The sequence below is a fragment of the Oceanisphaera sp. genome (genome assembly GCF_048268965.1).
Lineage (GTDB): Bacteria > Pseudomonadota > Gammaproteobacteria > Enterobacterales > Aeromonadaceae > Oceanimonas.
This window is the reverse complement of record NZ_JBLWUK010000019.1, coordinates 14,341-36,073: the sequence shown is the minus strand read 5'-3', so window position 1 is coordinate 36,073 and position 21,733 is coordinate 14,341. Positions and strand designations below refer to the sequence as shown.

19 protein-coding genes are annotated in these 21,733 nt (G+C 53.8%); 11 read left to right on the top strand and 8 right to left on the bottom strand.

The window, feature by feature from the left end:
* The first annotated feature begins 11 nt into the window (after positions 1-11).
* The 3 genes from odhB (at position 12) to sucD (ending at position 3,384) form a co-directional block, all read left to right on the top strand.
* Entirely contained in the window at positions 12-1,220 is a 1,209-nt protein-coding gene (gene odhB / locus ACN0VL_RS09970; protein WP_417616922.1) for a 2-oxoglutarate dehydrogenase complex dihydrolipoyllysine-residue succinyltransferase, read from the top strand.
* A gap of 120 nt (positions 1,221-1,340) precedes the next feature.
* Complete coding sequence (gene sucC / locus ACN0VL_RS09965; protein WP_417616920.1) at positions 1,341-2,507, top strand: ADP-forming succinate--CoA ligase subunit beta; 1,167 nt, start codon at positions 1,341-1,343, stop codon at positions 2,505-2,507.
* Positions 2,508-2,511: 4 nt separating this feature from the next.
* Complete coding sequence (gene sucD, locus ACN0VL_RS09960) at positions 2,512-3,384, top strand: succinate--CoA ligase subunit alpha (RefSeq protein WP_417616918.1); 873 nt, start codon at positions 2,512-2,514, stop codon at positions 3,382-3,384.
* 88 nt (positions 3,385-3,472) lie between these two features.
* Here the strand turns inward: sucD and ACN0VL_RS09955 are convergent, their stop codons facing one another.
* Complete coding sequence (locus ACN0VL_RS09955) at positions 3,473-3,967, bottom strand: aminoacyl-tRNA deacylase (RefSeq protein WP_417616917.1); 495 nt, start codon at positions 3,965-3,967, stop codon at positions 3,473-3,475.
* A 138-nt stretch (positions 3,968-4,105) separates the two neighbouring features.
* Positions 4,106-5,389 (bottom strand): exodeoxyribonuclease VII large subunit, encoded by a 1,284-nt coding sequence (gene xseA, locus ACN0VL_RS09950; protein WP_417616959.1) that lies wholly within the window; start codon positions 5,387-5,389, stop codon positions 4,106-4,108.
* A 218-nt stretch (positions 5,390-5,607) separates the two neighbouring features.
* Between xseA and guaB the strand changes: the two genes are divergently transcribed.
* Entirely contained in the window at positions 5,608-7,071 is a 1,464-nt protein-coding gene (guaB, locus tag ACN0VL_RS09945) for an IMP dehydrogenase (protein WP_417616915.1), read from the top strand.
* A gap of 91 nt (positions 7,072-7,162) precedes the next feature.
* Positions 7,163-8,740: a glutamine-hydrolyzing GMP synthase gene (gene guaA / locus ACN0VL_RS09940; protein ID WP_417616913.1), complete on the top strand. Its 1,578-nt coding sequence runs from the start codon at positions 7,163-7,165 to the stop codon at positions 8,738-8,740.
* 495 nt (positions 8,741-9,235) lie between these two features.
* Here the strand turns inward: guaA and ACN0VL_RS09935 are convergent, their stop codons facing one another.
* Positions 9,236-9,718, bottom strand: coding sequence for a hypothetical protein (locus ACN0VL_RS09935; RefSeq protein ID WP_417616911.1), 483 nt, complete (start codon positions 9,716-9,718; stop codon positions 9,236-9,238).
* Between the two features lie 269 nt (positions 9,719-9,987).
* Here ACN0VL_RS09935 and ACN0VL_RS09930 point away from each other — a divergent pair, with 269 nt between their 5' ends.
* A complete protein-coding gene (locus ACN0VL_RS09930; RefSeq protein WP_417616909.1) occupies positions 9,988-11,199 on the top strand; it encodes an MFS transporter in 1,212 nt (403 codons plus the stop codon).
* A gap of 675 nt (positions 11,200-11,874) precedes the next feature.
* The gene (locus ACN0VL_RS09925; RefSeq protein WP_417616907.1) at positions 11,875-12,327 is read left to right on the top strand and encodes a DUF302 domain-containing protein; all 453 of its coding nucleotides are present in this window, start codon (positions 11,875-11,877) and stop codon (positions 12,325-12,327) included.
* Between the two features lie 671 nt (positions 12,328-12,998).
* On the opposite strand, the gene ACN0VL_RS09920 is transcribed toward ACN0VL_RS09925, so the two are convergent.
* Entirely contained in the window at positions 12,999-15,362 is a 2,364-nt protein-coding gene (locus ACN0VL_RS09920) for a fatty acid cis/trans isomerase (protein ID WP_417616906.1), read from the bottom strand.
* 72 nt (positions 15,363-15,434) lie between these two features.
* Here ACN0VL_RS09920 and ACN0VL_RS09915 point away from each other — a divergent pair, with 72 nt between their 5' ends.
* The 4 genes from ACN0VL_RS09915 to ACN0VL_RS09900 all read left to right on the top strand — a co-directional run bounded on the left by ACN0VL_RS09915 (position 15,435) and on the right by ACN0VL_RS09900 (position 17,161).
* A complete protein-coding gene (locus ACN0VL_RS09915; RefSeq protein ID WP_417616904.1) occupies positions 15,435-15,695 on the top strand; it encodes a DUF1496 domain-containing protein in 261 nt (86 codons plus the stop codon).
* Between the two features lie 109 nt (positions 15,696-15,804).
* A complete protein-coding gene (locus ACN0VL_RS09910) occupies positions 15,805-15,963 on the top strand; it encodes a YqaE/Pmp3 family membrane protein (protein ID WP_104487697.1) in 159 nt (52 codons plus the stop codon).
* Positions 15,964-16,013: 50 nt separating this feature from the next.
* A complete protein-coding gene (locus ACN0VL_RS09905; protein ID WP_417616902.1) occupies positions 16,014-16,373 on the top strand; it encodes a DUF4112 domain-containing protein in 360 nt (119 codons plus the stop codon).
* 233 nt (positions 16,374-16,606) lie between these two features.
* Complete coding sequence (locus ACN0VL_RS09900; RefSeq protein WP_417616900.1) at positions 16,607-17,161, top strand: hypothetical protein; 555 nt, start codon at positions 16,607-16,609, stop codon at positions 17,159-17,161.
* Here the strand turns inward: ACN0VL_RS09900 and ACN0VL_RS09895 are convergent.
* From ACN0VL_RS09895 to nrdB, 4 genes are all read right to left on the bottom strand, one after another.
* Positions 17,158-18,957, bottom strand: coding sequence for a TRAP transporter permease (locus ACN0VL_RS09895; RefSeq protein WP_417616898.1), 1,800 nt, complete (start codon positions 18,955-18,957; stop codon positions 17,158-17,160). The genes ACN0VL_RS09900 and ACN0VL_RS09895 overlap by 4 nt on opposite strands.
* 71 nt (positions 18,958-19,028) lie before the next feature.
* Positions 19,029-20,006 carry a TAXI family TRAP transporter solute-binding subunit gene (locus ACN0VL_RS09890; RefSeq protein WP_417616897.1) on the bottom strand — a complete coding sequence of 326 codons (978 nt, stop codon included), beginning with the start codon at positions 20,004-20,006 and terminating at the stop codon, positions 19,029-19,031.
* A gap of 300 nt (positions 20,007-20,306) precedes the next feature.
* Complete coding sequence (gene yfaE, locus ACN0VL_RS09885; RefSeq protein WP_417616895.1) at positions 20,307-20,579, bottom strand: class I ribonucleotide reductase maintenance protein YfaE; 273 nt, start codon at positions 20,577-20,579, stop codon at positions 20,307-20,309.
* Positions 20,576-21,709 (bottom strand): class Ia ribonucleoside-diphosphate reductase subunit beta, encoded by a 1,134-nt coding sequence (gene nrdB, locus ACN0VL_RS09880; RefSeq protein ID WP_417616894.1) that lies wholly within the window; start codon positions 21,707-21,709, stop codon positions 20,576-20,578. The genes yfaE and nrdB overlap by 4 nt, the downstream gene beginning before the upstream one ends.
* Positions 21,710-21,733: the final 24 nt, after the last annotated feature.

Genomic DNA, 21,733 nt, shown 5'->3' with positions numbered 1-21,733 from the left:
AGGACATATTGATGACCATCGAAATCAAGGTTCCAGACTTACCAGAGTCCGTTGCCGATGCCACTATCGCAACTTGGCACAAGCAGCCAGGGGATCAGGTTGAACGTGACGAAGTGATCGTCGACATTGAAACCGACAAGGTCGTGCTGGAAGTGCCAGCACCTGAAGCGGGTGTTTTGGAAGCGATCCTCGAAGATTCTGGCGCGACCGTGCTGGGTCAGCAGTTGATTGGCCGTATCAAGAAAGGCGCCGTAGCCGGTGAAGCGACCAGTGCAAAAGCGGCTTCTGGCAATGGCGAAGCCAAAGAAGACAGCCAGGCCGACGCCAAAGGCGACGACAGCCTGAGCCCAGCGGTACGTCGTCTGGTGGCCGAGCACAACGTAGACGTGGCCAAGGTGTCCGGTTCTGGCAAGGGTGGCCGCATTACCAAGGAAGACGTGGAAGCCTTCATCAAGGGCGGCGACAAGAAAGCCACAGCCCCTGCCGCCAAGGTTGAAGCACCTGTGGTAGCCCTGGGTGAGCGTACCGAGAAGCGCGTACCCATGACCCGTCTGCGCAAGCGCGTGGCCGAGCGCCTGCTGGAAGCGAAAAACACCACCGCCATGCTGACCACGTTCAACGAAGTCAACATGGGCCCGATCATGAGCCTGCGCAAGCAGTATCAGGAAGTGTTCGAGAAGCGTCACGGCATTCGTCTGGGCTTTATGTCTTTCTACGTGAAAGCCGTAGTGGAATCACTCAAGCGATTCCCTGAAGTCAATGCGTCTATCGACGGCGATGATATCGTGTATCACAACTACTTCGACGTCAGCATAGCTGTTTCCACCCCTCGTGGTCTGGTGACGCCTGTACTGCGTGACTGTGATCGCCTGAGCCTGGCCGACATCGAAAAGACCATCAAGGATCTGGCCATCAAGGGTCGTGACGGCAAGCTGACCGTAGACGACATGACCGGCGGTAACTTCACCATTACCAACGGTGGTGTGTTCGGTTCTCTGATGTCGACGCCTATCATCAACCCGCCACAGAGCGCCATTCTGGGTATGCACAAGATCCAGGACCGCCCGATGGCCGTTGACGGTAAAGTCGAAATTCTGCCGATGATGTACCTGGCGTTGTCTTACGACCACCGTCTCATCGACGGACGCGAGTCGGTCAGCTTCCTGGTTTCTATCAAGGAACTGCTGGAAGACCCGACCCGCTTGTTGCTGGACGTATAAAAACCAGAATATACCGATAACAAGGTCGGGCTTCGGCCTGGCCTTTTTTATACCTGAAGAAGAATTAGATAACGGAAAATAAATATACTCTGAATCCCTACACAACAATGGAAACACAACATGAATTTGCATGAATATCAGGCAAAGAAATTGTTTGCTGAATACGGTCTGCCCGTGTCAGAAGGCTATGCATGTGATAATCCACAGGAAGCAGTGGAAGCCGCCAGCAGGATCGGCGGTAGTATGTGGGTGGTGAAATGTCAGGTTCACGCAGGAGGCCGAGGCAAGGCCGGTGGCGTCAAGCTGGCTAACACCAAAGAAGAGATACGAGAATTCGCCGAACACTGGCTGGGCAAGAATCTGGTGACCTACCAGACCGATGCCAACGGTCAGCCGGTGGCCAAGATTCTGGTTGAGTCCTGCACCGATATCGACAAAGAGCTTTATCTGGGTGCCGTGGTCGACCGGGGTAACCGTCGGGTGGTGTTTATGGCATCGACCGAAGGCGGTGTGGATATCGAGAAGGTCGCGGAGGAAACTCCCGGGCTCATCCACAAGGCGGCCATCGACCCCCTGGTAGGCCCACAGGCTTATCAAGGTCGTGAACTGGCATTCAAACTGGGCCTCAAGGGCGACCAGATCAAGCAGTTCACCAAAATATTCCTCGGTCTGGGACAAATGTTCCTGGACTATGATTTCGCTCTGCTCGAAGTCAATCCCCTGGTGATCACCGCCGAAGGCAATCTGCATTGCCTGGACGGCAAGATCAACATCGACTCCAACGCCCTTTACCGCCAGCCCAAGCTGCGTGACATGCACGATCCCTCCCAGGACGATGCCCGCGAAGCGCATGCGGCCAAATGGGAACTGAACTACGTGGCGCTGGATGGCAACATAGGTTGCATGGTGAACGGCGCAGGCCTGGCCATGGGCACCATGGACATCGTCAACCTGCACGGCGGCTCACCGGCCAACTTCCTGGACGTAGGCGGTGGCGCCACCAAGGAGCGGGTGACCGAAGCCTTCAAGATTATTCTCTCCGACAGCAATGTGAAAGCGGTGCTGGTGAACATTTTCGGCGGCATAGTACGCTGCGACATGATTGCCGACGGCATTATCGGTGCGGTGAAAGAGGTGGGCGTGCAAGTGCCCGTGGTGGTGCGTCTGGAAGGCAACAATGCCGAAGCCGGCACCGCCAAGCTGGCCGAGTCCGGCCTGAACATCATCGCCGCCACCAGCCTGACCGATGCCGCCGAGCAGGTCGTTAACGCCGCACAGGGGAAATAACAGCATGAGCATTCTGATCAACAAAGATACCAAGGTCATTTGCCAGGGATTTACCGGCGGCCAGGGCACCTTTCATTCCGAACAGGCCATCGAGTACGGCACCAAAATGGTGGGCGGCGTGTCACCGGGCAAGGGCGGCACTACCCATCTGGGCCTGCCGGTGTTCAACACGGTACGCGAAGCGGTTGAAGTGACCGGCGCGACTGCCACCGTGATCTATGTGCCGGCGGCCTTCTGTAAAGACGCCATTCTGGAAGCCATCGATGCGGGCATCGAGCTGATTGTGACCATTACCGAAGGCATTCCGACCCTGGACATGCTGGACGTGAAAGTGAAGCTGGAGCAAACCGGCGTGCGCATGATAGGTCCCAACTGCCCGGGAGTGATCACCCCCGACGAATGCAAGATCGGTATCATGCCCGGCCACATCCACAAGAAGGGCAGGGTGGGCATTGTTTCCCGCTCCGGCACCTTGACCTACGAAGCGGTCAAGCAAACCACAGACGAAGGCTTTGGTCAGTCGAGCTGTGTGGGCATTGGTGGCGATCCGATTCCGGGCTCCAGCTTTATCGATATTCTTGAGCTGTTCGAAAAAGATCCCGCCACCGAAGCCATAGTGATGATTGGTGAAATTGGCGGTACCGCCGAAGAAGAGGCCGCCGCCTACATCAAGCAGCATGTGACCAAGCCGGTGGTGTCCTACATCGCGGGCGTTACCGCCCCGGCGGGCAAGCGCATGGGCCATGCCGGTGCCATTATCTCCGGTGGTAAAGGGACCGCAGACGAGAAGTTTGCCGCGCTGGAAGATGCAGGCGTGAGAACGGTACGTTCACTGGCCGACATCGGCAAGGCACTACGCGAAGTGACCGGTTGGTAAAGCCGTAAGCGATAAGCTGTAAGCTGGAAAAGAAAAAGGAGCCGCAAGGCTCCTTTTATGTTTTACCCTTCACGCCTGACGTTGCCAATCACATCCTTTCTACGCGACTCCAGGGTGAAGGCTTGATGCTGAAGTGTCCGTGTTGCCAGCGGTTGGCCAGCAAGCGGAAATCATCGCCCGTGATATGTATCAATTGCTGATGATCACCACTTTCCATATAAATATCAGCCATGGCCAGAATGTCGTCGTCTACCAGGGTGTTCAGCGAGTAGGCTTCACCCAATGCCGGAATGGCCCCCACATCGCAGTCGTCAAACCACTGACTCAGCTGACGCTCTGTCGCTAACTGTGGCTGGCTGTGCAGTAAATAGTTCAGGCACTGCAAGTCGACTGTGTCGGCGGCAGGCACCACGGCCATGATCGGCTTGCCATCCTCACAGGTCAGCATAACGGCCTTGGCCATTTGTGCCAGGGGAATTCGGCTGGCAATGGCACTTTGCGTACTGCCTTGTGCATAGGGGTGCCGCACGCTGCTGTAAGCGATGTGATGTTGATTTAAATAGTCTTTTAGTTTGGTTGACATACCCATGGCTACCTCCCGAAGGCAAAAAGTACGTTTGCCCTCTCTAGCTCTAATATCAGTATAGTGTGTTAGTCATAAGGTGCCGTTGAAATACCAGATACCAAGACAGGCTTTTTAGATCACCTCACACCTCACACCTCACACCTCACTGACACTAACCACCTGACTCAGCACTTCGCCTTTGGCCAACCGGGTGCGCAGGGTGTCACCGGCCTTGAGCTGGCTGGCATGAGTAATCACCTGGGCGCCATGCTGGGTAATGCTGTAACCGCGCGCCAGGGTGGCCAGCGGGCTGATGGCATTAAGACGAGAACCAGCCAGAGCCAGCTGGTGCGCACTGCGATCCAGCCTGGTTTTCAGCTGGTTGCTCAGGCGCAGCTGCAGGCCGTTAAGCGCAAGCTGACGGCTTTGCAGGCCTTGGGCCGGGTGTTGATGCTGCAGGCGCAGCCTGGCATTCCCCAGACGCTGCTGTGCCTGGGTGAGACGTTGGTGCAGCGCGCGTTGCAATCTGGCCTGCAGCTGATCCAGTTGCTGAGCCTGTTGTTGCAATTGCTGGCGTGGATGCTGTAGCTGAAGACGCGCACTCAGGCGCGTGAGCCGGTGACTGCTTTGCAACAAATAGCGCCGCTGCGCCTGTTGCAGCCGCTGCTGCCACTGTTGATATTGCTGCTGCTGAGTATCGGTGTCACGGCTGATCAGTTCGGCGGCGGCAGACGGGGTGGGGGCCCGCAAATCGGCCACCAGATCACTCAAGGTAATGTCTACCTCGTGGCCCACGGCGCTCACCACCGGCAAGTGCGATGCCGCTATGGCGCGGATCAGTCGCTCGTCGTTAAAACACCACAAGTCTTCCAGCGAGCCGCCCCCACGGGCCAGGATCAGGACATCGGTTTCGTCACGGCGATTGGCCAGCTCCAGAGCCGATATCAGTTGGGGGGTGGCCATGTCGCCCTGTACCTGGCTGGGGTAGATAATCACCTGCAAGTGAGGGGCTCGGCGGGCCAGCACGCTTAAAATATCGTGCAGGGCCGCACCGGTTGGCGAACTGATAATGCCAATGCGGACAGGGTGGGACGGCAAGGCTTGCTTGCGCTGGGCATCGAACAGACCTTCGGCACCCAGGCGTTGTTTAAGCGCTTCATATTGCTGTTTAAGCAGGCCTTCGCCGGCGGGCGCCATGGTTTGCGCCACCAGTTGATAGTCGCCTCTGGGTTCGTACAGGGTGACCTTGCCAACGATCAACACCTGATCGCCGTTTTTGGGCCGAAAGGCCACGCTGCGGTTATTGCCGCGAAACATGGCGCAGCGCAGTTGCGACTGCTGGTCTTTCAGGGAGAAGTACCAATGCCCCGAGCCGGGGGTGGCCAGGTTGGATATTTCACCGCTGAGTGCAACCGTGCCCATTTCACCTTCCAGTAACATGCGGGCATGTCGATTCAGGCGAGTGACGGTATATACCTCTGTTAACTTGTCTTGCTGCAAATTGGCCTCTGATGAGTATCTTTATATGAAGGTAAGCCATTTTTAGCATTATTTTGCGCTTAATTGGCAAAAATGACAAAAATCGCTTTACCGACAAGGGCGACATGCCTAAAATTCTACTGCAATATTTTTACCCCCCAACTATGGTGAATATTGCGATGCTTAGGATTAAACAAGACGCCCTGACCTTTGACGATGTACTGCTGGTTCCAGCCCATTCTACCGTACTTCCCAATACTGCAGACCTCCGTACTCGCCTGACGCGAGAGATTACGCTGAACATTCCCATTGTTTCTGCAGCCATGGACACGGTAACCGAAGCCGATCTGGCAATCGCATTGGCGCAAGAAGGCGGTATCGGCTTTATTCACAAGAATATGTCGGTCGAAGCTCAGGCAGCCGAAGTGCGCAAAGTGAAAAAATTTGAAAGCGGTGTGGTATCCGATCCCATTACCGTGCGCCCCGACATGACCATTGGCGATGTGCGCGAACAAACCCTGATCAATGGCTTTGCCGGTTATCCGGTGGTGACTGCGACCGGTGAGCTGGTCGGTATTATTACCGGTCGTGACATGCGCTTCGTACAGGACATGAGCAAGCGGGTTGACGAGGTGATGACCGAGAAGTCTCGCCTGGTGACCGTTGAAGCCGGCGCCCCTCGCGATCAGGTTGAAGCCCTGATGCAGAAAAACCGCATCGAAAAAGTGCTGGTCGTGGGCAGTAAGGGCCAGCTGACCGGCATGATCAGTGCCAAAGACTTCCAGAAAGCCGAAAGCAAACCCAATGCCTGTAAAGACGACCAGGGTCGCTTGCGCGTTGGCGCCGCCGTGGGTGCCGCTCCGGGTAACGAAGAGCGCATCAAGGCGCTGGTAGAGGCCGGCCTGGACGTACTCCTGATTGACTCTTCACACGGCCATTCCGAAGGCGTGCTGGAGCGCATTCGTGAAACCCGCAAGGCCTATCCTGACCTGGCGATTGTGGGCGGCAACGTGGCGACCGCCGAGGGTGCGCTGGCGCTGGCCGAAGCCGGTGTGAGTGCCGTTAAAGTGGGCATAGGCCCGGGCTCTATTTGTACCACCCGTATTGTTACCGGCTGTGGTGTGCCACAGATTACTGCGGTAGCCGATGCGGTCGCCGCCTTGAAAGCGCTGGATATTCCGGTCATTGCCGATGGTGGCATTCGTTTCTCCGGCGATATCGCCAAGGCGCTGGCCGCCGGAGCCAACTGTGTGATGATGGGCTCCATGTTTGCCGGTACCGAAGAATCGCCCGGTGAAATCGAATTATTCCAGGGCCGCTCTTTCAAGTCTTATCGTGGTATGGGATCCTTGGGCGCCATGAGCAAAGGCTCAAGCGACCGTTATTTCCAGACCGACAACGCTGCCGACAAACTGGTACCGGAAGGCATTGAAGGTCGAGTGCCTTACAAGGGCAAGCTGAAAGAAATTATTCACCAGCAAATGGGCGGTCTGCGCAGTGCCATGGGATTAACCGGTAGTGCGACCATAGATGACCTGCGCACCAAGGCAGAATTTGTTAAGATATCCGGCGCGGGCATTCAGGAATCGCACGTGCATGATGTGACCATTACCAAGGAAGCACCTAACTACCGGTTAGGTTGATCCCGAAACGCAGTAGACGGGGGACGAGTTCCCCCGTTTTTCTATTGCCGTCTGCCCCCCACAGGCGGTTCTTGTAACGAGTAGGAAGACGATGACCAAAAATATTCATGATAACCGGATCTTGATCCTGGATTTCGGCTCTCAATATACTCAGCTGATTGCCCGCCGCGTTCGGGAGTTGGGTGTGTATTGCGAGCTGTGGGCGTGGGACGTAACCGAAGCCCAAATCCGTGACTTTAATCCAAATGGCATTATCTTGTCTGGGGGACCCGAGTCCGTTACCGAGGCGAACAGCCCTCGCGCGCCACAATATGTATTTGAGGCCGGCGTGCCAGTATTTGGTATTTGCTACGGCATGCAGACCATGGCCGAACAGCTGGGTGGCTCCGTTGCTGGCTCCAGCGAGCGTGAGTTCGGTTATGCCCAGGTACAACGAGTGGCCGACTGTGCCCTGTTTGCCAACATTGAAGATGCCATTAATGCCGACGGCCAGCCTTTGCTGGACGTATGGATGAGCCATGGCGACAAGGTTGTGGCCTTGCCCGAAGGCTTTAAAAAGGTTGCGCAAACCGGCAGCTGCCCGTTTGCTGCCATGGCAGACGAGACCCGTCACTTCTACGGTGTGCAATTCCACCCGGAAGTCACCCATACTCGCCAGGGCGCGCGTATGCTGGAGCACTTCATTCGCACCATCTGTGGTTGTGAAGCCTTGTGGACGCCCGCCACCATTATCGATGACGCCGTCGCGCGCATTCGTGAGCAGGTAGGCAGCGACAAAGTGCTGTTGGGCCTGTCGGGTGGTGTGGACTCTTCCGTAACCGCCATGCTGTTGCATCGTGCCATTGGCTCACAGTTAACCTGTGTGTTTGTGGACAACGGTCTGCTGCGCCTGAACGAAGCCGAGCAAGTAATGGAAATGTTTGGCGATCATTTTGGTCTCAACATTATTCATGTGCCGGCCGAAGATCGTTTCCTGTCGGCGCTGGCCGGTGAAGATGAGCCAGAAGCCAAGCGCAAGATCATTGGTCGCGTCTTTATCGAGGTATTCGATCAAGAAGCCGGCCAGATCCAGGACGTTAAGTGGCTGGCGCAAGGCACCATCTACCCAGACATTATTGAGTCTGCAGGTGCGGGCACCGGCAAGGCGCACGTGATCAAGTCTCACCACAACGTGGGTGGCCTGCCAGCAGACATGAAGATGGGGCTGGTTGAACCGCTGAAAGAGCTGTTTAAAGATGAAGTCCGTCGTATTGGCCTGGAGCTGGGCCTGCCCTACGACATGCTGTATCGCCACCCGTTCCCGGGGCCTGGTTTGGGTGTTCGGGTATTGGGTGAAGTGAAAAAAGAATACTGTGACCTGCTGCGCCGTGCCGATGCCATCTTCATTGAAGAGCTGCACAAGCACGACTTGTACAACAAGGTCAGCCAGGCGTTCACCGTGTTCTTGCCAGTACGCTCGGTAGGCGTAATGGGCGATGCCCGTAAGTACGACTGGGTTGTATCACTGCGTGCCGTGGAAACCATCGACTTTATGACCGCGCATTGGGCACACCTGCCTTACGACTTCCTGGGGCATGTATCCAACCGCATCATCAACGAAATCGACGGCATTTCACGCGTGGTTTACGATATTTCCGGTAAGCCACCAGCCACCATCGAGTGGGAATAAGCGAGTCGCCTGACTAGGCACACCGCATGACATGAAAGGGGCGCTTAGGCGCCCCTTTTTAATGTCTGGAGATTAAGATTTTTGCCACGGAATACACGGAATAACACGGAAAAGAGACAAATACCAAACTGAGTAAGTAACTGCTCAATTTAACTGCACTGACCTTGGTATAGCAGCGTATTGCGCATGCTAGCCAATGCCGACATCGGCATAACTGACGACTTGTTGAGGGTTAAGCCGCGGCTTAAATCGCAAGCATACTTTGTTACACTCCTGCTGGTGTGCACGAATGTTGCCTGAATGAGGCTCATTTCTTGTATGTTGCTTCAACATCAGTACCAATCCCAATCCCTCAATTTTTTAGTTACTCCTCATCATTCACCATGCTGATGATGATCATCATCTCAGATTGTTGGTTCTACGGAACTCTTGGTGGCTGAGCTTTTTACATGGGTGTCTTGTTAGTTTTTTACGATTCTTAAGCTGAATAGTTACTTAAAAAGAAATGCTGAGGTCAGTAGTAGCAGTTCCCAAAATTTTATTAATTTCTTCAATATGCATTTTTAGCTTGTTCAGGCAAGTGCTGGTATCTTGATCAGTCATCTCATTGCCTTCTAACAGGACATAGCGGCCTTGATCCAAATCTGCAATATGGGAGAAATAAAAGGCATCCTTCCAGAACTTACAAGGTACCGGTTCGGTGTTCAGGTGCTCCTGGCACAGCTGCTGATCCTTAACATAGGCCAGAACCGCCAGCGCCTTGTGTTTGTAAACTTTAACTGAAATACCTTCAGGCCAGTGCTTTAACCTGATGTCGAGATCACACTTAATGTCGGCGTTTTCTTTTTTTACGTAAACTTTCTTTACTTCAAATGAGCCTCGCCATTGCGAGAACATATCACCAGAAAAAATTTGACGCTCGATATCATTAAATTTTTCTTCAATTTTCTGAGTGATGATGTTGATGTTATCTGACATGATGGTTGTGACCTTGATTCTGTTGGGTTAACTGTTTTTAACGGCTGTTTAATGCCGGTATGCTACTGAGAGTACCGGGTAGTGTAAAGTTGTGGCGGGGACTTTGTAATGAGTACTTTTTATTTCTTGATAAGTTTATTTGTTACAGCACGCTATTTGCCAGTATAGCTGCTGGATTGGGCGTATTCTTTGCCTTCACTCGGAATTACTGTGATATGGCACCGGTTAATTTTGCTGTATGATGCCCTGTTTTCATGAGGATGGTAACAGTGCAGCGCTCTATTTTTACTGAACATAATTATCTAACTTATTTATGTGGCAGTATTTTTTCCACCCAGGGTCTTTGGATTCAACGCATGACACTGGGCTGGATGATCTGGGATCTGACTCATTCAGAAAGCTGGTTGGGAATGCTGGCCTTTTTAATGTTTTTCCCGACTATATTGGTCGGGCCATTGTTTGGAGCAATGGTGGATCGCATTAACCGTCGTCAGGCGGCCGTCGTAACCAGCACTTTACTTGGGCTGTTATCGCTGTTACTAGCCTGGTTGGTGTGGCAACAGTTAGTGAATGCGCTGGTGTTATTGTTGTTTGCTCTGGGGATCGGCGTGGCCAATAGTGCCTATCAGTCGATACGGCTGTCTTTAGTACCAGAATTGGTCAGTGCCGAAAACATGCCTAAGGCCGTGGCCATTAATGCAATTTTATACAATACGTCACGTTTTACTGGGCCGGTTATTGCAGGGCTGCTAATTAAATATCAGGGGAATGCCACCGCACTTACGGTAGTCGCGGCCTGTTATATACCACTAACTATGGTATTACTTTTGTTAAAGCTCGATAACTGCCAGAGAATATCCAAGGCACAGCAATTGACCTTTTTTATGGATATAAAGGCCGGGTTTGATTACGCTCTGAGTTCAGTTCTAATCCTGCGCTTATTAATGCTGATTGCCGCTTCGGCAATATTAGGTCGGGGCTTGCTGGAAATATTGCCCGCAGCGGTTGAGGTACTCTACGATCGGGGAGTGGAGGCCTTAGCCTGGCTTAATTCAGCAGCGGGGATCGGTGCGATTATTGCGGGTTTACTGCTGTCATTCTTTAGTGCCGAGCGCTTATTTCCGGCAATGCGTATGGGGGCGATTGCCTCAGGTTTATTGTTGGTGCTGTTCAGTTATACCAGTAGTTTTGAACTGGGATTGCTGATTGTAGGGGGCTTAAGCTTTTGTGCCACTGTGTGTGCTGTAGGCACTCAATCACTTATTCAGGTTTCAGTGGCAAGTGAATTCAGAGGCCGGGTTATGAGCCTGTGGGGAGCGATTAATGTTGGCGGTGGTGCCTTGGGTGGTTTGTTATTCGGTATGCTGACCGAGTTTATGGGTTACTCATTTACGCCGATCACTGTCGGACTATGCTGTGTTATTATTGCCCATATTGCCACTCGTCGTATTGTCTTGCCTGAGGAGCTAAAGTCGGCATAACAGTAAGCAAGCGATTACTTATGCCGAATTACAAGAATCTTAAAATAGAACTGTTATCAATTTAAGACCACGGCTCGCGTTGAGACAGGCTATCATCAACACGAACAACTAATACTAACTAACAAGATATCCATGTTAATTGGTTAGCCTTTGGCTTATCCCCTACACACTTAAAAATGTGTACTTTTAGTTTGAGGAGGCAAGGGTACCTAGGCCAGGTTCTGCACAAGTGAGCTTGGAAGATACGCCCTTTTATCATTGCGTTAGTCGCACGGTCAGCGGGTTTCGGGGGTAGTGAATATTTAGGTTATGAAGCTAACATGGCGCGATCTGCTATTAAAATGAGGGGGGTTATAAGGCGTTGATCATTATTCTGGTCAATCCTTTGAGCATCGCAAGGCTGGGTAGAACAGCACTTGTAGTGTCTCGGCCGACGGCTCCGAGGTTAAGAAGCGGCGACGAGGATAAGCTCAGCCGACCATCACATGACAAGGACGTCATGTGCTGAGCGTCGCAGGGATGCGGTTTAGCGCGTCGGAGGAGGTTAGCTTGTTGCCTCTGAACTCTCATTTAGCAAAGTGCTGATTTGTGGTGACTGCTTCAAGACTTGACCGTCTAGACTCAACACAGCATGGTGAGCGTGAGTATGCTTTGGTTCCATTCGAGGAGAAGTTGATGAGAACGGCTATTTTTACTGCTTTGTTGATGTTGTTTACTGCTGCCTCTGCCCAGGCAGGCGACGGCATGATCAATATTGAAAGTGCGTTTAATGTTCAAGAAACCGCAGACCGGCTGGAAACCACGTTGCAAGAAAAGGGGATGACGGTTTTTAACCGGATCAATCATGCTCAGGGGGCGGCTAATGTCGACATAGAGCTGCGAGATACCGAGCTGCTGCTCTTTGGTAATCCCAAGGTAGGCAGTCCGCTGATGCAATGTCAGCAGAGTGTTGCCATCGACTTGCCGCAAAAAGCCCTGATCTGGCAAGACGAAGAGAACAAGGTCTGGATATCCTATAACAACCCCAGATATCTGGAGCAAAGGCATGAGATTGCCGGCTGCGAAGCCGTGATAGCGAAAATAGAAAAGGCACTGGCTGGCATGGTTACCACGGCGGCAACAGAATAAGTCTGTACTGTTTCCGACAGCATTACCCGTAGCCAACAGACGGCAGCGTAAAAAAGGGCGCCGAGAGGCGCCCAATTGGATCGTGCTTGTTATTCATACTACTACTTCAGCTCGCAGACACTGGCTCCTGTGTCGGCGAACCGGTTGGCCTGACGGCCGACCTCGGAATTACTCGGTATTCTTGCGCTTATCGCGTTTTTCCTGACGCTTTTCTTTCAGTGATTTCTCTGCTTTCTTTTTTACTTTTTCCTTACTCATGATCAAGCTCCTTAATGAACAACCCTCGGAAAAGTGCCGTTTTCTTTTCACTCAGGCTTACATAATCGACTTTTTCATTCATTTAAACTGTGGCAGTTTAAATCAGGTCACGGCAGGCAAACACTTCAAGGTTACATCTCCTTTGCTTCGCACAAAAAACAGAACTACATAAAGAAGAAGGCGGTCAGATAAATGTTGTTGGCTTGCATTGAACTAAAGGTGAGGGTGAATCAAGGCGTTGATACTTATACATAAACCCTCTCTGTAAGCAGCGCTTTTATGTAAGCAGTTAATCGCGTAAACCAATTTCAAGCCGTTCAAATACCCTAGCCCAAGCCTGGGAGGAAAGCAACTCCTTGGCTTGGTAGGGGTGTTTGGCGGTTAGCGGTACTATTTATTTATAAATAAGCCGCTTATAAATTAAGGTAGCGATTCATATCCAGTAAACCCGCTTCCAGCGGCGTGTTTTCTTGCAGGTAATGATGCATGTCGTGAAAATAAAACCAGAAATCCGGATGGGTGCGGCGAATGCCAAAGTGATCTGCCAGGCCATGAAGTTCCTCAGGCCGTTGCAGGGTAATCAAGGCAGTCATAAAGTCGGGTAACTGTTGCCGGGTAACGTTGAAGATGAAGTTGGGGTAGCTACCGACCACCCCTGGCAGCACGGTCAAGGTGTCATTCTCGGGGCGAAGGCGCAGATCCTCCCCCAGCATGAAGGCGACGTTACTGTGATCCCGGTTGTGGATCAGGCTGTAAACCTGCCGTTGTTCTCCATTTTCTATGCGCAGCAAGGTGACATCCGGCAACCACTTGATGGCGGGCAGCTGGCTTGCGGTCACGCCGGTCAATCGTTTTAACTGATAGAGAACGGCCTCTGATGGCTGAGGGGGGCTGGCTGCGTTTTTGTAGCTTGCACAATCGGCTTGTCGACAACGATTGAGCATATCCTGGGGGCCGGCGACGGGAGCCAGCTTGGCCAGCACCTGCTGGCTGAAGTCGGTCAATGGCTGGCGGGCGTTGACCTTGATGCGGCTGGGTGTGGTTTCATCTACGTCGGCATAACTGGTAAAGAGCTTGATGCGGGCACTGTTGTCATACCAGCGATGCAATAACGGGTTGCGTTGCTCGGCCGGTAAAAAGCGCAGCAAGTTGGCTTCGGCACCGTTGCGGATCAGATCGAAGTAGAGCCGGGTTTTCGCCTGATGCGCAACGCTGCCATAGACATTGAAGTTGGCAACCAGCGCATAATAGGTGCGCTCCAGCAGCGGATAGTCCATCACCCACATGGTGGTCGGTGTACTGCCTTGCCAGCCCTTGACCACACTGGCGCTGTCGTGGTGGCGAAAGACCGTGAGCAAGGCCTGCTGGTTATGACCTTCTCCATCCCACAGGTGAGTGAGATCCGGGCCTTCCGGGTACTGGCTGGCGTAGGCAAGCTGGCGATGTTTTAAATAGCTGTTGCGAGCACTGCGATAAGAAATCCAGTCCGGGCCCAGACTGAGCAGATCGGAATTAAGGCCGGGCAGGGTGAGCCAGTCTCTCACCCGGGTCTGATGGCTGGCGTCGGTCACGAAGAGATCGTGCTCTGGTGCCTGAAACGCCACCCAGAACTGATCCCGGATCACATCGGTGGCAATCTGTCCGCGGCAAACCGGGCCGCGTATAAATGAGCGTACAAAGTACTCGGCGTCATCCAGCAAAAACTGATAGCGGGCGCGGGCCGGAATGGCGGCATAAGTAAAAAACGGATTGGCGGCGTAATCGGTGTCGTAACCGGGCATTTTGTTAATGACCCAGTCGTCGGCAAAAAACAGCTGGTTCAGACGCTGCATCTTGTCGCTATTCAGGGGATAGATAATGTGGGTCTTGTGTACGCGGCTGTCCAGCCGTGGCCGTAACCGATAATAGAAGGTGCCACCTGGGTTGTCGGTAGGCCGGGTGGTGGCAATCACCTCAACGGGCTGGCCGGCAGGGGTGCGAGAGCGCACCAGCTCAAAAAACACCTGCTGTTCGCTGTCATTTTGCTCGGTGAAATAAAGGTGTGCTAAAAACCAGTGCTCATACAGATAGCGCGCCACCAGCTGATAGCGGTCACTGTCGCGGTTTAACCAGCTTTCCCATTGGTTGACCGCCTGCTGCAGAGCCGGCGACAAGGTCAGGGTTTGTTCGGGTACCGGGGCGCCCTGGGCTATCCAGTCGCTCACGGTTTGATATTCTTCGTCGGTTAACCCGGTCACGGCAAAGGGCATGCCTGCCTGCGGATGCTGACGGGCATACAGATCAAACTCATCCGGTCGGCTGCATTGATTGGCGCGGTGAAGGGAGAGGTCCAGTTCATCCGGCAGCCGTTCGTTGTTGCCCCAGGTTGTCTGGCGGCCCAGTGCCAGCATGCGCATCATGATGGCGGCTTGGTCATCCTGGCTGTCGAGCACACTGAAAAAGCCGCGCTGGCGCCAGTCCGACTCGTGATGAGCGTCCACATGCAAGCGGCTGGGTTGGGCGTCTCTGGTACGAGTGCCGTCATATACGGGGGCCTTGCTGGCGCCACGGAGCACACCTTGATGACTGGATAGCTTCAGCTGGCAGGGGGAGTCATAACAGGCATGGCAGGCAATGCATTTTTGTTCAAAAACCGGTTTGATATCGCGCTGGTAATCGATTGGCTGGCTGCCCGTCGCCGGCGCGGCAATGGCGGTTGTTTCCGCCGAATGGGCAGGGTTGATGAAGAGTGGCGGGATTAGTATGAGTACCAGTAGCAGCCAATAGGGTGTTGTCATTATCAAACCTTGTTTTATGTACCTGACAGGGTGTTACCATGGGGTTACTGACAGGTAAAGAGAAAGGGTATCATGATGAGAGCTCGGGTTGGATTTTTACTGATTTGCTCGACCTCGGTGGCGGCCAATACCATTAGTACGCAGCCGGCACTCGAGTTGAACCTGAACGCGGAATTGGAGCCGGTGTGCTTTTATGCCGATCAGCGTTATTCGAAAGGCGCGGTAATAGAAATGGGCAAGCAACTGTTTGTGTGCGAGCGAGAAAAATCCTTCGAGCAGAATGGTCGCTTGAGCTGGCACCGATTTCCTTTAGCGCCATCGGATAAACCATGACGCACTCACAGCCGATGTACAAATAAGGGCCCGGTTATCTGCTACCGTTATCTAGGGTCTGTTGACCCTAGGGTTGATTGGCCTGATACCAGTATCACAGGAGCTTGTTATGGACTTTATTCGGATCATTATTGCCATACTGTTGCCGCCGCTGGGGGTGTTTCTGCAGGTCGGGATCGGCAAGCATTTCTGGATCAATATTCTGCTGACGTTACTGGGCTATATTCCGGGTATCGTGCATGCCGTGTGGGTGATAGCCAAAAAATGAGCCGGTATGTTGATGCAAAGAGTCGAGTGTAAAAAATTGAGCGCACTGTATTGAACGCCAAGACGACACATTATAGCCAGGCGGCGGCCAGCAAGCGCCTGGAGCGTGTGGCCTGGATACTCGACAGCGCCGTTAGGTTACCTGGCGGCTTTAGAGTCGGGCTGGATGGCATTATCGGGCTGGTTCCCGGCATTGGCGATCTGATAGGTGCCGCGTTATCGTCGTACATAGTGGTGGAAGCGGCCCGGTTAAAGTTGCCGTTGCGGGTATTGGCACGGATGGCGATGAATGTGCTGATCGAGCTGGTGGTGGGCATTATCCCCCTCTTCGGCGATCTGTTCGACTTTGCCTTCAAGGCTAACGTGCGCAACGTACGGCTGTTGAACGAGTATTTGCGCAAAAACACGTGAAGGGTGATGCGTAAAGAGTAAAGAGGACCAGCAACACACCCGAGCCCTGAGGGATTGAGTATTGTGGCTTGGCTCATAGCGTCTTGTCTTGATGTCTATCTTTCCGTGGGTTCAGTGGATTCCGTGGCAAAGGTGGTTTGGTCTTTAAAGGCAGACTGTCTAGCCCAGAGCCCACATCAGTTATACGTGATAACTTATTGTTTTAAGCCAACTGTTGATTGATAAGGAGCGCCGTGAAAATTGCGACCTTAGGGCCCAGTGGTAGCAACCACGAAATGATTGCCAGGCGTTATCTTGAAATGCGCTGTTCGGGCGAGGGCAGCCTGGTGCTATTCACCGAGTTCGACGAGGCGTTTCAGGCATTGATGAGTGGGCAAGTCAGTCACGTGTTGCAGTGTAGCGCCCATGCCACCCATGGCGATTGCGTTGGTCGCTATATGCATAGAGCTTACCCGGTGGATACTTTTATTGCGGGCAGCAAGCCACTCGCCCTGGTTGCACAACGCGCCATTGCCCGGCCCACTCAGGTGGCGATTCAGCCAGCAACACGCTACTACACCGACCTGACGGAATACAAGACCATTGATGTCCCTACCATAGTGGCGGTGGCAGACGGGCTGCTGGCGGGGCGTTTTGAGGCGGGCATTTGCGCCGAAGAGGTAATAGAGCAGGCCCCCGAGCAGTTGCGTTTGCTACAGTCACTGGGGCCTGCGCTGGATACCTGGGTGATGTTTGCTACCCAGCCGTTGCCGGCCTCTTCACCACTGCGGTTGGATGCACAGGTTTAAATCACGAAGATCAGTATGCCGCCAGCCGCAATCAGTGCGCCTCGTTGCCACAGGGCTTTACGTGCAATCACACCGTAAGAGATAGCACCCAGGCCAACCGCCACTTTCAGCGCACCCAGCAGGGCGCCTGAAGGATTAAAGGCCAGCTGGATCATGTCAGGGTTGGCGACCATCGCCAGGGGGATAATATACAGCCCTATGCCTAACGCCATGGCCTTGAGCGCCACTTTCAGCCAGTTCTCTCCCACCATGCCCGCGGCGATAAATACCCCGCCGCACACCGGCGGTGTGATGGTAGAGAGTAGCGCATACCAGAAGACGAACAGGTGCGCGAGCAGTGGCTCCAGCCCCAGGGAGATCAACGCGGGCCCAGCAACAGAAACGCAGATGACATAGGCGGCGGTGGTCGGTACCTCCATACCCAGAATCAAGCAGGCCAATGCCGTGAGCAGCAGCGCAGGCCAGAGCATGTCGTTGGAGAGCGAAAGAATACCCGAGGTAATCTTGACGCCTAATCCGGTCAACGACAGCACGCCGACCACCAGTGACGCACAGAGGATGATGGCACCAATCACGGCAATTTGACGCCCGGCGGTCACCGCGGCTTCCGATAAACGCCTGGCAAAGCCGGACAGCGAAACGCGCAGCGTCACATCAAAGATCAGCAGCGCCATACCGGCAAAAATCGCAATGCTGGCAGCGTACTGAGGGGTATAACCGCCGTTAAAAATACGCTCCAGCAGCAGCACGAACGGGATGGCGAAAAACAGCGAGGTAATCAATACCTCTTTCCCGCCGGGACGCTCGCTTTCGTCCAGGGGCTTGAGATCATGGCGGGTCGCATAGGCATTAATACCTACCCAAACCGTCAAAAAGTAGAGCACGGCCGGCAGCATGGCTGCCGCCATAATCTGCGTATAGGGTGTGCCCGTGAGCTCCACCATGACGAAGGCGCCCGCGCCCATCAGCGGTGGCATGATTTGCCCACCGGAGGAGGCAACCGCTTCCACCGCGCCGGCCAGCGAGCGCGGGTAACGCAGGCGTACCATTGAGGGAATTGTGATGGCCCCGGTGGAGGCCACATTGGCCGATGCCGAGCCGGATATAGATCCCATGAGCGCAGAGGAAATCACCGCCACCTTGGCCGCTCCCCCCGTGAGCCGACCCGCGACCGCGCTGGCCAGGTTCATAAAGCCCTGGCCTGCTTCACCGGCATTCAGTACGGCACCGAAAATCACAAAAATGGCGACCACGCTGACACTGACGCCGGTCAGTGACCCCCATAGCCCGCCTTCGGCAATGGTCAGGGTGCCGATCATGCTTGGCAGCGGCAGCCCCGGGTGACCAAAGGTCCCCGGAATGTATTGACCAAAAGCGCCATACATCAAGGCAAGCAGGGCCACCAGCGGCAATGGCCAGCCAATCGCCCGGCGTGCCGCCTCAAGCGCCAGGGCGATTAAAAACAGGCCTATCGCCATCTGCAGGTGGGTATCAATAAAGCCGTACTGATCAGCCAGAGCAGACTCGTTAACGGCAATATAGCCACAGGCGGCAATGCCCAGCACCGTCAGCAGGCAACCACTTATTCGTTGTGCCGGTGTGTTGGCCATGTAGACCAGTATCCAGGGCAGCAACAACGCCATGTGCAGTGGTCGACTGACGAGCGCAGGCGTCAAGCCATAAAAGATTAATCCAAGATGAAACACGACACTGGTCGCCCCTAACGCGATCCAGCCAAAGGCTATCGAGTCATCATCCGCAGGGGTCGCCGCTGGCGACGAAGTAGAAACACGCATGCTAAATTACCTATCAATACAGCACAGCCACGGCGCTGGCGCCGTGGCTGTGAACAGCGGAACGAAAAGGATTATCGCAGGGTGTCAGGCACCACAAAGCCCGCTTCTTCGTAATAACGCAGCGCGCCCGGGTGTAGCTTGCCGGTCATGTTTGTCAGCATGCCAGGGGTAATGCTGCTCCACCATGCGGCCTCTTCTGCCATGGCATCGCGACGCTCCCAAAAGGTTTTGGTCAGCGTATAGGCGGTGTCATCCTCCATAGACGTTGTGGTGTAGGCAATGACAGGAAGCGAGGTGGTTTCTACGTCTTCTGCAACACCGGGATAGGTGCCACCCGGAATGGTTTGCCGTGGCGCGCCTGTCTGTTCTATTTGCTCATCGGTCAGGCTGATCAGGGTCACCGGCATGCTGGCGGCCGTTTCAATGACATTGGGCGAGGGGAAGGAGCTGGCAGTTGCAAAGCCGTCCACCTGGCCGTTTTTGAGTGCGTCGGGACCACTGCCAATGGCAGCATCGGCAATTTTCACGCTGTCTTCCAGGCCAAACAGTGTCAGGTAGCGAGCGGCTTCACGGGCGCCAAAGCTGCCTCGGCCAATCAATAAATGCTTACCTTCCAGTGCGCTGATATCGGTCACACCTTCGTCACCCGCCAACACAAAGTGCATGGTAATAGAGGGAATCGGGAACAAACCACGAATTTCTTGAAAACGCGGGTGCTGGCGCTTGGCAAAGGCGCCTTCTCCGGCCATGGCTTGATTAACCAGGGCGGGCGGCGTGGTAAATACATAGTTACCCTGGCGAGCCATCACTTCCATCACGTTTTGTACCGAACCCTGACTCTCTTCAAGGGTCAGAATAATGGCGTCATCCGTACCCTGACGGATGGCTTCCGAGAGCTCTACGCCCATCTGATAATAGGCGGTACCGGCCGAGGCCGATTTATAGGTCACGCGGGTGTCGGCATGAGCGGAGAAAACAGCGCTGGCGAGTGCCAGCGTCGCCGCCGACACACCAAGCGTACGGCGAAGTGAACGAAATGGGTTGCGCATTGTTATTTTCCTTAATATATCCGGCGGCCGTTTGCTAACGGGGCTCGTTTTATCTTGTCAAACCGTGAGTATGGCGAGTCCGAACATAACACGACTGTGGCCAGACGGAAAAGCCCGGTGCCATGTTCCCAACATAACTGGCGAGTCGTGCGGCTTCAGGACGAAAATCTGAATGTTTTGAGCGAGTAATACTCTTGGTGTGATCCCACATCACAGGCAACAAAAAGGGTTAGCGGCGTTAAGCTGCTAACCCTTGTTGTATAGAGTGAACTCACCCTTTACGTCTTACGCCTCACGACGTCAAGCCTGCTGCTTGAGCAATTCGGCGTCTACATCCAGTACCACTTCACCCTGGGGGCGGCAGCAGCAGGGGAGGATCTCGCCGGCGGCAATAAAGGCGAGCGGGGGGCTTTGATAGCGGACTTCACCTGCCACAAGAGGGATGCGGCAGGCGCCGCAGTAGCCACTGCGACACTGATACTCTACCCTGTGACCGGTACGCTCCAGCCCTTCGAGCAGGGTTTCTCCTGCTCGAAGCTCAAAGCGTAACGCCTGGGTACAGACGCGGCTCACAGTTCGAAGTCACCCAGGTCATCATGATTCATCTGCGAATCAATTTGGCCTACCAGATACGAACTGACTTCAACCTCCTGGGGGGCTACCTGCACATTGTCTGATGATAACCAGGCATTAATCCAGGGAATCGGGTTTTGCTTGGCATTGTCAAAGGCCGGCGACAGGCCAATGGCCTGCATGCGCAGGTTGGTGATGTACTCCACGTACTGGCACAGAATGTCCTTGTTCAGGCCGATCATGGAGCCGTCTTTAAACAGGTATTCTGCCCACTCTTTTTCCTGAATCGCCGCATCACGGAACAGTTCAAAACACTGCTGTTCGCACTCTTTGGCGATCTGCGCCATTTCTGGGTCGTCGTCCCCGGCACGCAAGATATTGATCATGTGCTGAGTACTGGTCAGGTGCAAGGCTTCGTCGCGGGCAATCAGCTTGATGATCTTGGCGTTGCCTTCCATCAGCTCGCGCTCGGCAAAGGCAAAGGAGCAGGCGAAGCTGACATAGAAGCGAATGGCTTCCAGCACGTTCACGCTCATGATGCAGAGATAGAGCTTTTTCTTCAGCTCATAGCGGCTGATATCCAGTGACTGGCCTTTATATTCAAGCTTACCTTCGCCATATAAATGGTAGAGGCTGGTGTAGCGGATCAGCTCATCGTAATAACCGGCAATATCGCCGGCGCGCTTTAGAATCTCTTCATTGGCCACAATATCGTCAAAAACCACACCCGGATCGCTCACGATATTACGAATAATATGAGTGTAAGAGCGTGAATGAATGGTCTCGGAAAATGACCAGGTTTCAATCCAGGTTTCCAACTCGGGGATCGATACCAAGGGTAAAAATGCCACGTTAGGACTGCGGCCCTGAATGGAGTCGAGCAGCGTCTGATACTTCAGGTTGCTGATAAAAATGTGCTTCTCGTGCTCGGGCAGCGCCTGGTAATCGATGCGATCCTGAGACACGTCCACTTCTTCCGGACGCCAGAAGAAAGACAGCTGCTTTTCGATCAGCTTTTCAAAGATATCGTATTTTTGTTGATCGTAACGCGCCACGTTGACCGAGTTTCCGAGAAACATCGGCTCTTTCATGGCGTCGTTCTGAACTTGACTGAAAGTAGTGTAAGACATTTATCTATTCCACGCATAAGGGCG

What these genes read in the sequence shown, in the direction of transcription:
- odhB (WP_417616922.1), top strand. Translation starts at nt 12, where the DNA reads ATGACCATCGAAATCAAGGTTCCAGACTTACCAGAGTCCGTTGCCGAT.
- sucC (WP_417616920.1), top strand. Translation starts at nt 1,341, where the DNA reads ATGAATTTGCATGAATATCAGGCAAAGAAATTGTTTGCTGAATACGGT.
- sucD (WP_417616918.1), top strand. Translation starts at nt 2,512, where the DNA reads ATGAGCATTCTGATCAACAAAGATACCAAGGTCATTTGCCAGGGATTT.
- ACN0VL_RS09955 (WP_417616917.1), bottom strand. Translation starts at nt 3,967, where the DNA reads ATGTCAACCAAACTAAAAGACTATTTAAATCAACATCACATCGCTTAC.
- xseA (WP_417616959.1), bottom strand. Translation starts at nt 5,389, where the DNA reads ATGTTACTGGAAGGTGAAATGGGCACGGTTGCACTCAGCGGTGAAATA.
- guaB (WP_417616915.1), top strand. Translation starts at nt 5,608, where the DNA reads ATGCTTAGGATTAAACAAGACGCCCTGACCTTTGACGATGTACTGCTG.
- guaA (WP_417616913.1), top strand. Translation starts at nt 7,163, where the DNA reads ATGACCAAAAATATTCATGATAACCGGATCTTGATCCTGGATTTCGGC.
- ACN0VL_RS09935 (WP_417616911.1), bottom strand. Translation starts at nt 9,718, where the DNA reads ATGTCAGATAACATCAACATCATCACTCAGAAAATTGAAGAAAAATTT.
- ACN0VL_RS09925 (WP_417616907.1), top strand. Translation starts at nt 11,875, where the DNA reads ATGAGAACGGCTATTTTTACTGCTTTGTTGATGTTGTTTACTGCTGCC.
- ACN0VL_RS09920 (WP_417616906.1), bottom strand. Translation starts at nt 15,362, where the DNA reads ATGACAACACCCTATTGGCTGCTACTGGTACTCATACTAATCCCGCCA.
- ACN0VL_RS09915 (WP_417616904.1), top strand. Translation starts at nt 15,435, where the DNA reads ATGATGAGAGCTCGGGTTGGATTTTTACTGATTTGCTCGACCTCGGTG.
- ACN0VL_RS09910 (WP_104487697.1), top strand. Translation starts at nt 15,805, where the DNA reads ATGGACTTTATTCGGATCATTATTGCCATACTGTTGCCGCCGCTGGGG.
- ACN0VL_RS09895 (WP_417616898.1), bottom strand. Translation starts at nt 18,957, where the DNA reads ATGCGTGTTTCTACTTCGTCGCCAGCGGCGACCCCTGCGGATGATGAC.
- ACN0VL_RS09890 (WP_417616897.1), bottom strand. Translation starts at nt 20,006, where the DNA reads ATGCGCAACCCATTTCGTTCACTTCGCCGTACGCTTGGTGTGTCGGCG.
- nrdB (WP_417616894.1), bottom strand. Translation starts at nt 21,709, where the DNA reads ATGTCTTACACTACTTTCAGTCAAGTTCAGAACGACGCCATGAAAGAG.